Consider the following 14,730-nt stretch of genomic DNA (forward strand, 5'->3'; position numbering starts at 1 on the left):
TTTGATAATGAACGTTATTCTGCTTGATAAAATCGCTAACCTAGGCAACTTGGGTGACCAAGTAACAGTTAAGGCTGGTTACGCACGTAACTTCCTTTTGCCACAAGGTAAAGCTGTTGTTGCTAACGAAAGCAACGTTAAAGTATTTGAAGCTCGTCGCGCTGAATTAGAAGCTAAATTAGCTGCTGAATTAGCTGCTGCTAACCTACGTGCTGAGAAAATCACTGCACTGGAAGCTGTTGTAATCGCTTCTAAAGCTGGTGATGAAGGCAAACTGTTTGGTTCAGTTGGCAACCGTGACATCGCTGATGCAGTGACTGCTGCTGGTGTTGAGCTGGCTAAAGCTGAAGTTCGTTTACCATTAGGCGCTCTGCGTACTACTGGCGACTTCGAAGTTGAAGTTCAGTTACACACTGAAGTTAAAGCTGTTGTTAAAGTATCTGTGGTTGCAGAAGCTTAATTACGACTCGCTTTAAATATAAAAAGACACCGCCTAGGCGGTGTTTTTTTATGGCTGAAATTTAGGATTTGAGTGTATTTAGGTTTGGATATCGACTCTGCGATGGATTTAATGCGATTGGTATAATTGCTAGGTGATATACGCCTATTCATTCAATCTCATCATCTCAAAGTGCATTCGCTGCTAAAATACGAGCCCAAATTAAAGCCGCTTACTGCAGAACAGTGAGCGGCTTTTTGTTTAGAGCAACTGATTTAGCTCAAGGTATTAATTTCTCACTAAATCCAGTTCTTTAATCAGATTATCGGCATGGTCGACTTCGTCCATCATCCACAGGATATAGCGGATATCTACGTGCACGGCACGGGTGATGGTTGGGTTGAAGAACCAGTCTTTAGTAATCGCTTCATAGGTGGAGTCGAAGTTAAGGCCAACGAGTTCTCCTTTACCGTTGAAGACGGGTGAGCCAGAGTTACCGCCTGTGGTGTCAACGCTCGATAAGAAGTTAACCGGTACAGAGTTAAATTCTTCGGGTTTGTCTAAGCAAGAGAAGAGTCTGCAAATCCAGCCGCGGGGATCTTGATAAACCGACTTCACTAAATGATTGCCAAAACGTTGTTCGGCAATCGCATCGAGTAGCTTTTTCGGTGCATTGTAGGGCTCTACGCCTGTGTGTTTTGCGACTATGCCATCAAGACGAGTAAACGGCTGTTTGTAGAGCGCATCACGGGATTGATAACCATCGACCATACCGTAGCTGATACGTAGCGTACCGTTGGCGTCAGGGTAGACCGGCCAGTTGTTGGCTTTATAGTAGTCAATCACGGCGGCCATGTAGTCTGGGCGAGCAGTGGATAACTTGCCGTCTAAGATTTTTTCCGTTTTTTCCTGTGCCATATTGGTGTCGTAAAGGGCAACGGCTAAACGAATAAAGGGATCGGCACTGGTTTCGAAGGCGTTAACATCGGCATTCATCCACGCCAGACGTTGGGCTTGGTCTGTGAGCGTAGTGAGTGAATACAAACCATCGAGTTTAGCCGCGAGATCTACGTCTTTACTATTAACACTTAACATTTTATCGAGCGCTGCCACGCGATTCGATTGGCCTAGGTAAGCATTTAAATCCTGTAACCACAATGCCTTATCGACTTTGACATCGAAACTTGAATCGATACGTTTAAGGCGCGAGCTCAGCATCGCTAAATCACGATCTTGATAGCCTTGTTCACGTTCGGCATCGGGCTTTTGTTTTTCTTTCGCAAGACGATACAAGCTGTTTGCTGCGGTTAACAGGGTGCTCGATTGGGCATTAGTAAAGTAGTAATTACTTTGGAACGCCTGTTGTTGCTCGGCAAGTAGCACTTCTAACTCAGCGATGAGGTTTTGATTTAGCTTAGGATTTTGTTTAAGCCAAGCTAAAAAATTATCCTCACGACTTTGTTTAATGCCCACGATATCCGTGGCTTTAAAACCCGCTAACAGGCCGTTGAGTTTTTTCATTCGGTTGGCCATTGAAGCCATATTACCAGCGTATTTAATGGCGATGTCTGCATCTTTTTGTCCCATAGCTTCGATAGTATCAATCTGTAATTGATAGCGTTTAGCTTGGGTGGGATACAGCCAGTCACTGGCAAACTTAAGTTCACTAGTAAGATTATAGCGACTGGTTGAGCCTGGATAGCCTGCGACGAACACGCCGTCACCGGCTTTCACGCCATCGGCGTTAATTTTAAGGTAACTCTTTGGCTTGTAAGGGATGTTATCGTCGCTATAGGCAGCGGGTTGGCCGTCTTTACCCACATAAGCCCGTAAGAAGGCAAAATCACCTGAATGACGTGGATATTCATAGTTATCGATGTCGCCGCCAAAGGCGCCGACACTTTCTGGTGGTGCATACACTAAGCGTACATCGCGGATCATCAATTGCTTGATTAAGTAATATTCTAGGCCGTTATGGAAACTGCGGACATTACAGCGATAATTCGCATCGGCTTCACAACTCTTGATCAGTTCTTTGCTGTGATTTTGAATATCTTCGTAACGGCTCAGCGGATCTTGGCTCAGGCCTTGATTGATTTGGGCGGTGACATCGGTTACTGCCTCTGTGATGTATAAACGTTCGTTAGGACCGGCAGAGGGTTCCTTGTCCATTGATGTCGCTAAAAAGCCTTGTTCGAGATAGTTATGTTCTTTCTTAGTGTTATATTGTATCGCCTTGAAGGCACAATGGTGGTTTGTCACAACTAGCCCTTGGGGGGAGACAAAACTGGCGGTACAATAGCCCAGCCCTACAACGGCGTTCATGGGATAACTTGTAAGATCGGCCAGTTTTTCTGCAGGAATATCGATTCCGCGTTCACTGAGTTTGTCTGCAATAGAAGGCATTTGATAAGGTTGCCATTGTCCTTCGTCGGCAGTTGCTATGCCGGATGTCATTACTAAGGCCGCAACCAATGCAATACGCATGTTCTTTCCTTATTGATTATTAGAGTGTCCGTTGGAATGAGATAACAGGCGAGTGTAAACATCCTGTTTGCTTGACGCGGGTTTTATATCATATTTTGTTAAGTTGTTGGAAATCGGGAGCGTTAATGTCACAACAAGGTGCTTTTAAGCCTAAAAGTAAGCCAAGAGATTTGCAGCTTGATGGACTCAAGCTGCCACCGCATTCAATTGAGGCTGAACAATCGGTATTAGGCGGCTTGATGTTAGATGCCGAAGCGTGGGACAGGGTAGCTGAGGCCGTCGTAAAAGATGACTTTTACTCCCGTTCACACAAGATGATCTTCTCTGCCATGCACAGATTGGTCGATTTGGGGCAGCCGATCGATTTGATCACGGTTTCTGAACAGCTCGAAGTTGAAAATCAATTAGAAGATGCCGGTGGTTTTGCCTATTTAGGTGAGATTGCGAAAAATACCCCAAGTGCGGGCAACATTTTATCCTACGCTGAAATCGTCCGTGAACGTGCCGTAGTACGTGACATGATCCGCGTCGCGCACGAAATTGCCGATGCGGGTTACAACCCAGAAGGCCGCGACTCGGGTGAATTACTCGACCTTGCTGAGAGTAAAGTCTTTAAGATCGCTGAGATGCGCACCAATGCCAATGAAGGTCCCGAAGGCATTAAAACCATTCTAGAAAAAACCGTCGATAAGATTGAGCAGCTTTACAATAACCCCCACAACGGTGTGACAGGGGTATCGAGCGGCTTTAACGATCTGGATAAGATGACCGCTGGTTTCCAGTCCGGTGACTTGATTATCGTTGCGGCGCGTCCTTCTATGGGTAAAACCACCTTCGCGATGAACTTGTGCGAACAAGCCGCAATGAATGAAGACAAACCTGTGCTTATCTTCAGTCTCGAGATGCCGTCAGAACAGATTATGATGCGTATGTTGGCCTCCTTGGGCCGCGTCGATCAAACCAAAATCCGTACTGGCCAACTCGATGATGAGGATTGGGCGCGGGTTTCATCGACCATGGGGATTATGCTCGAGCAAGGCAAAATGTATATCGATGATGGTTCGGGCTTAACGCCAACTGAAGTTCGTAGCCGCGCGCGTCGTATCGCTCGTGAATACGGCGGCCTGTCGATGATCATGATAGATTACCTGCAGTTAATGCAGGTGCCCGCCTTGAAAGATAACCGTACCTTAGAGATTTCTGAGATTTCACGCTCGCTCAAGGCATTAGCTAAAGAGTTGGAAATTCCGATTATTGCTCTGTCACAGCTTAACCGCTCGCTCGAGCAAAGGGCCGATAAACGCCCGGTAAACTCGGATTTGCGTGAATCGGGCGCTATCGAGCAAGATGCGGATCTCATCATGTTTATTTATCGCGATGAAGTGTATAACAACGATTCTCAAGATAAAGGTACGGCCGAAATCATTATTGGTAAGCAACGTAACGGCCCGATTGGTCGGGTGCGACTCACCTTCCAAGGGCAGTTTTCGCGCTTCGATAATTATGCCGGACCTCAGTTTGAAGAAGACTAAATTCATGTTTGAAAATAGTAAATTTGCGTATGCAGAAGACGTGCTGTGCTGATGTATTTTTTATATCCGTGACTTTTTATTTCCTGAGTGAGCAAGGTAAATTTTGAACCCTTTTCCCCGTGCAGAAATTAGCAGTAGTGCACTGCAAACCAATCTCGCTGCGTTGCGTCAACAGGCACCAGCGAGTCGCGTAATGGCCGTCGTTAAAGCGAACGGCTATGGTCATGGATTATTGAATGTCGCTAATTGTTTAGTCAGTGCCGATGGCTTTGGCTTAGCACGATTGGATGAAGCCTTAGAATTACGAGCGGGCGGCGTGACAGCGCGTTTGTTATTGCTGGAAGGTTTTTTCCGCGCCACCGATCTCCCGTTACTCGTCGGGCATGATATCGACACTGTGGTGCATCATAGCTCTCAGCTTGAGATGTTAGAGCAAACCGTGCTGCCTAAACCTGTGACTGTTTGGCTGAAAGTGGATTCAGGTATGCATCGCTTAGGCTTTACGCCCGAGCAATTCTCAACGGTTTACGACCGATTAATGGCCTGTTCCAATGTGGCAAAACCGATTCATTTGATGACGCATTTTGCCTGCGCAGATGAGCCAGATAACACTTATACCTCAGTGCAGATGGCGGCTTTTAATTCCTTAACGGCTGGCTTACCCGGATTTAGAACCTTAGCCAACTCCGCCGGTGCCTTGTATTGGCCGCAAAGCCAAGGCGATTGGATCCGTCCGGGAATCGCACTCTATGGTGTGTCACCTGTCACGGGAGATTGCGGTGCGAATCACGGACTAGTACCTGCGATGGAACTGGTATCACAGTTGATTGCGGTGCGGGATCATAAAGCCAATCAGCCAGTGGGTTATGGTTGTTTCTGGACCGCGAAGCAAGATACCCGTTTGGGTGTTGTCGCAATTGGTTATGGTGATGGTTATCCCCGTAATGCACCGGAAGGTACACCTGTGTGGGTCAATGGTCGTCGCGTACCCATAGTTGGTCGCGTCTCTATGGACATGTTGACTGTCGACTTAGGCCAAGATGCGCAGGATAAGGTTGGCGATAGCGCTTTGTTGTGGGGTAAAGCATTACCCGTAGAAGAAGTCGCTGAGCATATTGGTACTATCGCTTATGAATTAGTCACTAAGCTCACCCCAAGGGTTGCGGTTTGTTTAGCTTAGCTTTGTTAACTTCATCGCGTGAGTTTACTCTCATGAGCTTAATCTCGCGTGCTTGGTCTCATGAGACTAGCCTGGTGAAATGAACCTCGTTAGCTTGAGTGTCTTCAGCTTGAAATGCAGAATCATAAAAACGGTGTGTTAAACACCGTTTTTTATTTGTAGAAAGTATAAGATGAAGTCTCGTGGTTAATCATCAGCACTATGTTTGCATCTACTGATTGCAGTGAATAAAACCGTCATAGGTTAGTCATTTTTGCAGTGTATGTGTGCTGAGCGAGTAGGGCTTAGATAAGCGCATTTCAGTTAAGTACTGATTTGATGTGCAGGCTGGATGACTCGATATGTTTACGGATAGAGCCGCGCGAATTGAAGTGGTCATTAGACACTAATGAGACAGTGAAATGAATGGTAAAAGTATATTCAGGTGCTGGTAATCCAGCCGTTCTGATCTTTGTTATCTAGCTTTAAATAAGCAAATGAAACATAAGATCCAGAGCGACAGGAGCGTTAATGTAATTTGAGCCATGTTGGCTTGGTACATTTTAAGCTTTTAGTTTTCAAAGCATATTTCGATATAAGCAGTCCCATGTGGGCTGGTAAAAGGCATGATAATCTTAGTGCCATTGGCTTTATGGGAAATGGTATGGCCTTTTCCTGACACGACCATAGGGGTGGCCATTTCAAACTCATAGCCTTTCTGACCCAATAGATTTTTTGCGCCTCCAGTCACCATGTTGGTGATTTCACCCACTAGGTCAGTCACTTCCTCGTTAATTTTACCCGGGTTTTCGCCCAGCATATTCTGCATTATCTGCAAAACTAGCTTTTGTTCGAAGGTAATCGATAGTGATCCTTTTGTTTGAGGGCCAACGAGTCCAATAAGGCCTGACACATCCCCCTTCGCTAAGTTATCTGATTTGATTTGAGGTTTGCCCGGCGTCAAATCCATGCTCGCCATAGTTGAGATGACATTGAGCAGAGATTGGAGGAAAGGATTAATAAAATTAACGTTCATGCCTAAGTTTGTCCTCTTTTGAGCCTAAACCATGGAGTAATGGCATGGCTTAAGGCTATTAGAAAAGTTGCTTATTGACAGCAATCTTGATCACACTCTTCAGCTTAGATGACACAAATGGAAATGTGAGGTTAATTTCACTATTTTCTTGTTATTTAGCGTAAAGAGCTTTCCATGAAAATGCTTAAAACGATACTGCAACAGCACATTTTTACATGATATCCACTCAGGTTAGAAGATGGATTTCAATCTAAAGGCTGATAGTGCTGGTTATTATACTGCAAATTGAGGATCACGGTCATTTCAGTAGACGTTTAAAGTTTTAATGTTAAATTTCTTTATTTACAAATAATTATGAAATTTTAACCATAAATTTAGCTCAAATGATGCCTGTAGCATTTAACGATGATAAAAGCTGAAACTGTGATTTACATTAAACTTGAATGTAAATAATAATAGTTATTGATCACATAAATGATTTTACATATATTAGCGGGCGATTAACAGGTGGGGGACATCTGTTACAGGGTTTAGTCCGCAACAGGAATGCTTTTAATGAAATTTGCAAAACGCCGCAATGGCCGAGTCGCACTCGGCGCCCATGTTTTAGGTTCATTAACTATAGGTATGGCTGTATCAGCTACCCCTGCGATAGCAGCGGAGCAGGCACAAGTCGCTGGTAAGAAAGTCGAACATATTGAGGTTAACGGCGAATATTTGGGCTACAACACGCGCAAAGTACAATCCGGTAAATTTACTGATGATCTGCTCAATAGCGCTAAAACGGTCACTGTGATTAATCAAGATCTGATCAAAGACATGGGGGCACAAAGTTTTACTGATGCTCTGCGTGCAACACCTGGTATTACGCTTGGTACGGGTGAAGGTGGTAACCCCTATGGTGACAGGCCGTTTATTCGTGGTTATGACGCTCAATCTTCAACGTTTATTAACGGTATGCGGGATGTGGGCTCCCAGAGCCGTGAGACTTTTAACATCGAACAAATTGAGGTGCTAAAGGGGCCGAGTTCTGTTTATAACGGCCGTGGTGCAGTTGGCGGTAGTATCAATATCGTGACTAAAAAAGCCCAAGCCGAAGATTTTATTAATGCGGATGTTGCGATTGGTACTGATGCTTTAAAACGCGCCAGCCTTGACGTTAACCATGTGATTGCAGATGAAGCTGCCGTGCGGGTGAATCTAATGGCGCACGATGCCAATACACCAGGTCGTGATGAAGTCTCTGGTAATCGTTGGGGCATTGCACCCTCGGTGACATTTGGCTTGACGACACCCACTAAGGTGACGTTGGAATACTATCATTTTGAAAACCATGACATACCTGACTATGGGATCCCCTATGATCAAGCGACAGGTAAGCCTGCCGATGTTGATCCCAATAACTTCTATGGCTTATTGTCGCGGGATTTTCGCGATAATAATGACGACACAGCTTCAGTGCTGATAAGCCATGACTTCAACAATGACATGCAATTTACGTCGACCTCAGTGTATAGCCGTAATACCAATTATTACATTGTGACCAACCCCGATGACACGACAGGCAATGTCGCCAATGGTTATGTATGGCGTAACACTAAATCACGCCATTCAGTCACTAAAACGCTCGCGACCCAATTACAACTGGCGGGTGAGGCTAAACTGGCTGGATTCACCAACCGCTTTGCGATTGGCACTGAATTTAGCAACGAGCGCACCAGTAACTTAAGTTATACGGTCGATACGGGTAATGGTCGTAATGCGGGTTGTAATGATGCACTACTGGCTAATTACAATTGTACTTTGTTATCGAAGCCTAATCCTCACGACCCTTGGGTCGGCAGCGTGACGCTAGGGACTGATGCCACTGTGACTGAAACGGACACTCGCTCAGTTTATGCCTTTAATACCATAGAGTTGAATGAGTCTTGGATGATTAACGGCGGCGTGCGCTGGGATGATTACAGCACTGCTGCACAGAACTCGACTTCGTCACTATCCAATGACGATGATTTTTTAAACTACCAACTATCAGTGCTGTATAAACCTGCGGTCAACGGCAGTATCTATGCGGCGTGGGGCACATCTTCGAATCCGCCAGGAACATCTAATGGCGATGGTTCAGATCGTCTTGGTAGTAACAATGAAGATTTAAAGCCTGAAGATACTGAAAGTTACGAGCTAGGTACTAAGTGGGATCTCTTTAGTGGCCGTTTATCGCTAAATGGTTCAGTATTCCAAATCGAGAAAAACAACGCTCGCGTTGCGACTTCTGCTGATCGCAATTCACCGCAAGAAAACGTCGGTGAGCAGAAAGTGAAGGGCTTCGAAATTGGTTTTTCAGGTGATATCACTGAGCATTGGCATGGATTTGGTGGATACACCTATCTTGATGCTAGTCTAGAAAGTAATGGATTTAATGCCGCTTTCGATGGCAATCGTTTCCCTAATACGGCCAAAAATAGCATCAGTTTATTTACGACTTATGACATTACTGAGCAGTTAAATGTCGGAACTGGCGCCTACTATATGGGTCAGGTTTATGGTAATACCGCCAATACCTTATCGATTCCTTCATACTGGCGTTTTGATGTGGTTTCATCTTACAAGATGAATGACTTTCTGACCCTGCGCTTGAATGTGCAAAACCTAATGGACGAGCGTTATTACGATAAAGCCTACACTGCGCATTTTGCTAACATGGCGCCCGGACGTTTGGTCATGCTCAGTGCCGATATGCATTTTTAATGTCAGTCATTAGTTAATGTGACGGCAGCCCTCGGGCTGCCTTTTATGTTTTATAAACGGTATAAGTCATGCCGTGTTTTTTGCCCTATGGAACCCAGAGATGCTGATTGAAATTCCTAATGTTTTCTCAAAACAAGAAGTGAGTCACTTACGCGAACAGTTAGATGCGCGTTGCTGGATAGACGGTAATCAAACCTCCGGCGCGATGGCGACAACTCGTAAGCGCAATCAGCAATTAGATAAGGACGACCCAGTAGCCGTCGCGCTAGGTCAGCAGATTATGGACAGGCTGTTGGCACACCCACAATTTGTATCTGCCGCATTACCATTACAGTTTTATCCGCCTTTGTTTAATCGATATCAAGGCGGTGAAACCTTTGGGTATCACATAGATAATGCTATCCGCTCGACTCCTGATGGGATGATCCGTACCGATTTGTCAGCGACTTTATTTCTCAGCGAACCAGAAAGCTATCAGGGCGGCGAATTAGTTATCCAAGATACCTACGGCCAACAAAGCATAAAATTATCAGCGGGTTCATTAGTGCTGTATCCATCGAGCAGCTTGCATCAGGTCACGCCAGTTCTGTCGGGCGAGCGTACCGCCGCCTTTATGTGGCTGCAAAGTATGGTTCGTGATGAAGGTCAGCGCCGCTTGCTATTTCAACTAGATCAATCGATTCAAACACTCACAGCTCAGCAGGCTGCAGAACAAGAGTTATTTAATCTGACGGGGATTTACCATAACTTGCTCAGACGTTGGAGCGAGCTATAGTTTTGGCTCAGAGACAGGCTTCAATACCAGCTTAATCTCCCCAAAGCGGGCTGTTTAGGATATAATCCAGCTAGCTCTGAGGGGCAATAAAACAGTAAACGTTAACTCGTTTACTGTTTTTCCATTTTTAAGCTTAAGGTTTATTGGTAATCTGCGGCTTAAATTAAGGTTCTTTACCCTTCTAAGCGATAACTTACTGGCAAATTTTAATTACTTGAGTCGATAGTAACGTGTTGAAAAATAATCTTAATGATGGCCTACTGCTCGACCGCACCTTTTCCATTGCGCCCATGCTGGATAGGTAAGATTTTAATTTAACCATTTGATTTATATAAGGTGGTTAAAGGTGTGGTTCACTATAGGATCACCGATTTTAAAAAGTTGTTTCATGGTTCCCCGCTGGTGATATGATTGCTCAATAAACATTGAGGTGATCTATGGATAGAAAATCTTTAATAATACTCGCGCAGGTGTTAACGGTCGGTCCTACTTTTTCGGCCTTTGCCGAAGTCTATAAATGTGCTGATGGAAAATATCAGGCCGATCCTTGCGATGAAAACAGTCAGCCAGTTGATTTAAGTGGCGTCGGTAGCTTTATTAAAAGCAGTGACAGTATTTCTCAATCAAGCGTTAGTTCAAACGCAACTTCTGATAAGAAAAAAGAAATCAGTACCTATATCGAAAAACAACGCATTGCCCGAGAGATCACTCGGCTTGAGGCTGACCGCAAGCGGGTGATTGCGGCGCGTGACCAGCGCTTACGTAACTTACGTGAAAGTCGGCAGTATGCGAATAACAACCTAGCCGGTGCAACCTGGCAGCAAAGCTTAGCACAGGAACAAGTCGCTGCAGCCCAAGAGGCCGACACGCTGGTGTCATCTATCGATCGGCAAATAGAACAGCTTAAAGAAGAGTTAAAATAGTGCTGACTCGTTTTAATGTCGTATGTCAGCCTCGTGACTTCGTTTGACCTAAATCATTTCCTATCTTGTGGTGATAACGTTGTCACCAGTAGTACGTATTTTTCATCAATATGATGATGGCATGCACTTAGATGCTGTTATTTATACAGAATTATTCGATTTGATCATATTTCATTGATTGAAACCAAAATAGTTATGCGCGTTTTTACTGGTATCATGGGGTAAACGCGCATGCGCACTAATAAAACGTTAGGGGTTAGAGAAAATATGCCGCGCTATGAACCTACAGAGCGACTTGGTGTTAATGAGGTTGAACGCATTGTTTTAAATGAACTTGGCTGGGTGTTTCGCGAACAACCCATAATGGATATGGGAATAGACGCTCACCTAGAACGAGTGCAAGAAGGAAATCCTGACGGAAAATTACTCGCGCTGCAAATAAAAACAGGACAAAGTCATTTTAAGGAAAAAGAAAACTCTTTCACGTATTACGGCAAAATTACACATCTTGATTACTGGACAGGGCATTCATTACCGGTCGTATTAGTTGCTTACCTTCCGGGAATCAATCAAACCTTTTGGCAGGTTATAACCGAAGAAAAAGTTACAAGAACAGGTAAAGGCTGGAAGGTAGAGATACCCAAGTCAAATATATTTAATAAAAGTTCGATTAATGAACTGGCAGTACTATTTGAAGGTACTCCAGAACAACAGCGGTTTAGGAAGCTAACCATTGACGAGCCCCTTATGAGGCATATCGCAGACGGGGGGAAGGTCTCGCTGGAGTTGGAGGAGTGGGTCAATAAATCATTGGGACGTACAAAGGTAGAGGTATATATCTACAACAAAGACGGAGAAGAAATCTTAGATAAAGAATGGTTTCAAATCCATACAGGTTTTAATGTTCGTGAGTTAGCTATTGCACTGTTTCCTTGGTGCCACCCTGTAGTTGATGAACAATTTTATGAGCAAAATTGTGACAACTATGAAGAAGATTGGCGTGATACACTGAGCCGTGCAGTCGATGAAGACAATGGTATTTATTATCCAAAAGACCCAGATGCAATCTACCCTTATACGGAAGGTGGTGAAGTAGCAGCTTATAGGCTGGAATTTAAACTCAATGAATTGGGCCGTGCTTTTCTTATAGTATCGGACCACATTTTAAGTAAATGAAAATGCAAGCCCTAACAATGCTAACCAAGTCTAACCTCTTTACGCTGCGCTCCGTTCCAAAAGGGCGTTTGCTGGCGGCATTACCACCACAAATCTAACAATCTAATCCGTACTGTATCCGTACAAGTTGCGCTGTGGTTGTTTAAACTTTATACTCCAATCCATTACGGATTCACTCCGTACGATAGGAGGTTTTATGGCGACTGCAAGACTTGATATCCGTTTGGATGAAGAGATCAAAGCTAAGGCTGAGAAAGCATCGGCTTTGCTCGGGTTAAAAAGTTTAACTGAATACGTTGTTCGCTTAATGGACGAAGATTCAACTCAGGTGATTGCTGAGCACGAAAGCATTACTGTTAAAGCTGATGTATTCGACCAATTCATAATGGCTTGTGATGAGGCTAAGGCCCCGAACAAGGCATTGCTTGAAGCGGCAGCATTTACTAAACGTGGTGAGTTTAAGTGAGTTATTCCAAGACTTTTAAAGAATTGGATAAATCACAACACGATAGAGCATCATTTGACTGTGGCGAAGCAGAGTTAAACGATTTTATCCAAACTCAAGCAGCGAAACACATGCAAGCAGGTATTAGCCGTACAATGGTTTTACCTGCTGCTACGCCATTACCCAATCAAAAATACCCAATTTGTTCATTTTATACTATCGCACCAAGTTCAATTTGCCGTGATACCTTGCCGCAAGCCATGGGTAAAAAGTTACCACGCTATCCCATTCCGGTCTTTCTGCTTGCTCAACTTGCCGTCCATAAAGAGTTTCATGGCAGTGGGCTAGGTAAAGCTAGTTTAATCAAAGCGCTAGAATATCTTTGGGAAATTAACGCTCACATGCGAGCTTATGCCATTGTTGTCGATTGCTTAACTGGCCAAGCTGAATCATTTTACGCCAAGTATGGTTTCGAGGTTCTTTGTGAAATCAACGGTCGTGTAAGAATGTTTATTCCAATGAAAACAGTCGGTCAGTTATTCACTTAGTCGTAGAGTGAATATCACAAAGCCATAAACTTACCGCGTTGCCGTGCTGCTCCTTCTTTTATCCTGAGTTTTGATTCTGCGTTGAGTGCGAATACTTCAATATCGTCATGGTCGAAGTTGTGGCACTTGATGGTGTTGAATGGTTAGCAGCTCTCCCTATTGACTGTGCTCTGACTTTAGATGTGAAATTTTGCATAAAACCATTAAATAATTAGTACATTTAGATTTAAAGAATGGTATAAAAATAGAAATATTATCAATGTGCTAGGCGTGACTAATTTTAGATGAATTTTGATCAAGCAAAAATGGCTGTAATCAACTCTATTCAGTTTTTCTTGGATGATCAAGAGCTTGGTTTAATGGTTGGTGAAATTACTGATGATGATTATAAAATGCTATCCCGTGGATTTGGTGATTTAGAATGGCCTTGGGCGCTAAACAGCATTGGTAATGAAGAAAATTGCATTAGTTTTTGCTTCAAGATTACAGGAGGGCATATCCCTGACGGTATAGCTATGGGATTGTATGAATTAGAAGAAGGTAGACTGTCAATTCATATGATGGAGTCATTTGTCAGAGATGATCTAAACCACCCACTGCAAGGCAGGATGATTTACTTTACTCTTGTATCAGCTTACCTGTTCTTAACAGCTTTTGAAGGCAATAGTTTAGATTTTGTGGATGCACTGAATCAAGACTTAGAGAAAAAATATCAAAGTTATGGATTTTCAGCACCTTACAAAGTTAATAATTCTATGTTACAAACTATATCGATAGATAGACTGAAGGCAAGTATTACAGAGTTTAGTGAAAATGATTGATAGTAGTGGTTATGTGCGTATAATGGGCGCCCACTCTGTCTTGTTATGATATCGAAAGGGTGCTACTTTTTAAAACATACCCAGTTTTAAGAGTTTGTGTGCGATAGCACGGTTTTATTTAAATTATCGTTAATACTTATAATAATGTCGTTGTGAGGAGTATGGCTATGAAACAAAGCGAAGCCTCTGCTTTGAAAGCAACATTATCAGTTGATAAAGTCTATGGCCGATTAGGCTTGGCTTTAAAAGGCTTAAAAAATGCCGCCCCTAAGCATTTAGATGATGCGAACAGATTCAAAGGTCCTGAGATACATGGACGTCGTAAAGCAAAAGCTGCGTAATCGCAGTAGTTAAAATTAAGGCACCGTTTAGGTGCCTTTTGTATTTCTGGGGTTCAGCGTTTCTCTCACATCACTAGCTAATGGGGGGTTATTGATATCCGACTCGGTGACCGCCCACTAAAGCCATTTCTCTTGGACCTCCTTGATTACTTTCCTACCTTTTAAATTGACCTCGACTACATTGCACTCAAACATATCAAAACCGTTAATCTGATATTTATTCATCAATTCAGCATTGATCGATGGTTTTGAGTAAGGCCCTTTGGTGCTTCGAACAATAAGGAAAAATCCCATTTAAAT

13 protein-coding genes are annotated in these 14,730 nt (G+C 43.7%); 11 read left to right on the forward strand and 2 right to left on the reverse strand.

What is annotated here, in order from left to right; genetic code table 11:
- Positions 1–7 precede the first annotated feature (7 nt).
- A complete protein-coding gene (rplI, locus tag Q4Q57_RS14805) occupies positions 8–460 on the forward strand; it encodes a 50S ribosomal protein L9 (RefSeq protein WP_311891234.1) in 453 nt (150 codons plus the stop codon).
- 267 nt (positions 461–727) lie between these two features.
- Here rplI and Q4Q57_RS14810 read toward each other — a convergent pair whose 3' ends face one another.
- A complete protein-coding gene (locus Q4Q57_RS14810; protein ID WP_311891235.1) occupies positions 728–2,926 on the reverse strand; it encodes a S46 family peptidase in 2,199 nt (732 codons plus the stop codon).
- A gap of 125 nt (positions 2,927–3,051) precedes the next feature.
- Here Q4Q57_RS14810 and dnaB point away from each other — a divergent pair, with 125 nt between their 5' ends.
- Positions 3,052–4,458, forward strand: coding sequence for a replicative DNA helicase (gene dnaB / locus Q4Q57_RS14815; protein ID WP_106649436.1), 1,407 nt, complete (start codon positions 3,052–3,054; stop codon positions 4,456–4,458).
- A gap of 103 nt (positions 4,459–4,561) precedes the next feature.
- Positions 4,562–5,638: an alanine racemase gene (gene alr, locus Q4Q57_RS14820; protein ID WP_311891236.1), complete on the forward strand. Its 1,077-nt coding sequence runs from the start codon at positions 4,562–4,564 to the stop codon at positions 5,636–5,638.
- Between the two features lie 550 nt (positions 5,639–6,188).
- On the opposite strand, the gene Q4Q57_RS14825 is transcribed toward alr, so the two are convergent.
- A complete protein-coding gene (locus tag Q4Q57_RS14825) occupies positions 6,189–6,653 on the reverse strand; it encodes a chemotaxis protein CheX (protein WP_006083037.1) in 465 nt (154 codons plus the stop codon).
- Positions 6,654–7,208: 555 nt separating this feature from the next.
- Between Q4Q57_RS14825 and Q4Q57_RS14830 the strand changes: the two genes are divergently transcribed.
- From Q4Q57_RS14830 to Q4Q57_RS14865, 8 genes are all read left to right on the forward strand, one after another.
- On the forward strand, positions 7,209–9,401 hold the full coding sequence (locus Q4Q57_RS14830) for a TonB-dependent siderophore receptor (RefSeq protein ID WP_311891237.1): 2,193 nt from the start codon (positions 7,209–7,211) through the stop codon (positions 9,399–9,401).
- 100 nt (positions 9,402–9,501) lie between these two features.
- Positions 9,502–10,176 (forward strand): Fe2+-dependent dioxygenase, encoded by a 675-nt coding sequence (locus tag Q4Q57_RS14835; protein ID WP_259484108.1) that lies wholly within the window; start codon positions 9,502–9,504, stop codon positions 10,174–10,176.
- A gap of 437 nt (positions 10,177–10,613) precedes the next feature.
- The gene (locus Q4Q57_RS14840; RefSeq protein ID WP_311891238.1) at positions 10,614–11,099 is read left to right on the forward strand and encodes a hypothetical protein; all 486 of its coding nucleotides are present in this window, start codon (positions 10,614–10,616) and stop codon (positions 11,097–11,099) included.
- 231 nt (positions 11,100–11,330) lie between these two features.
- Complete coding sequence (locus Q4Q57_RS14845) at positions 11,331–12,275, forward strand: DUF4365 domain-containing protein (protein WP_311891239.1); 945 nt, start codon at positions 11,331–11,333, stop codon at positions 12,273–12,275.
- Positions 12,276–12,471: 196 nt separating this feature from the next.
- Entirely contained in the window at positions 12,472–12,741 is a 270-nt protein-coding gene (locus Q4Q57_RS14850; RefSeq protein ID WP_311891240.1) for a DUF1778 domain-containing protein, read from the forward strand.
- Positions 12,738–13,268: a GNAT family N-acetyltransferase gene (locus Q4Q57_RS14855; RefSeq protein ID WP_259528262.1), complete on the forward strand. Its 531-nt coding sequence runs from the start codon at positions 12,738–12,740 to the stop codon at positions 13,266–13,268. The genes Q4Q57_RS14850 and Q4Q57_RS14855 overlap by 4 nt, the downstream gene beginning before the upstream one ends.
- A 284-nt stretch (positions 13,269–13,552) precedes the next feature.
- The gene (locus Q4Q57_RS14860) at positions 13,553–14,089 is read left to right on the forward strand and encodes a hypothetical protein (RefSeq protein ID WP_311891241.1); all 537 of its coding nucleotides are present in this window, start codon (positions 13,553–13,555) and stop codon (positions 14,087–14,089) included.
- A gap of 167 nt (positions 14,090–14,256) precedes the next feature.
- Positions 14,257–14,430 carry a hypothetical protein gene (locus Q4Q57_RS14865; RefSeq protein WP_012196655.1) on the forward strand — a complete coding sequence of 58 codons (174 nt, stop codon included), beginning with the start codon at positions 14,257–14,259 and terminating at the stop codon, positions 14,428–14,430.
- The last annotated feature ends 300 nt before the right edge of the window (positions 14,431–14,730 follow it).

This window comes from Shewanella sp. SP2S2-6, assembly GCF_031931965.1.
GTDB lineage: Bacteria > Pseudomonadota > Gammaproteobacteria > Enterobacterales > Shewanellaceae > Shewanella > Shewanella baltica.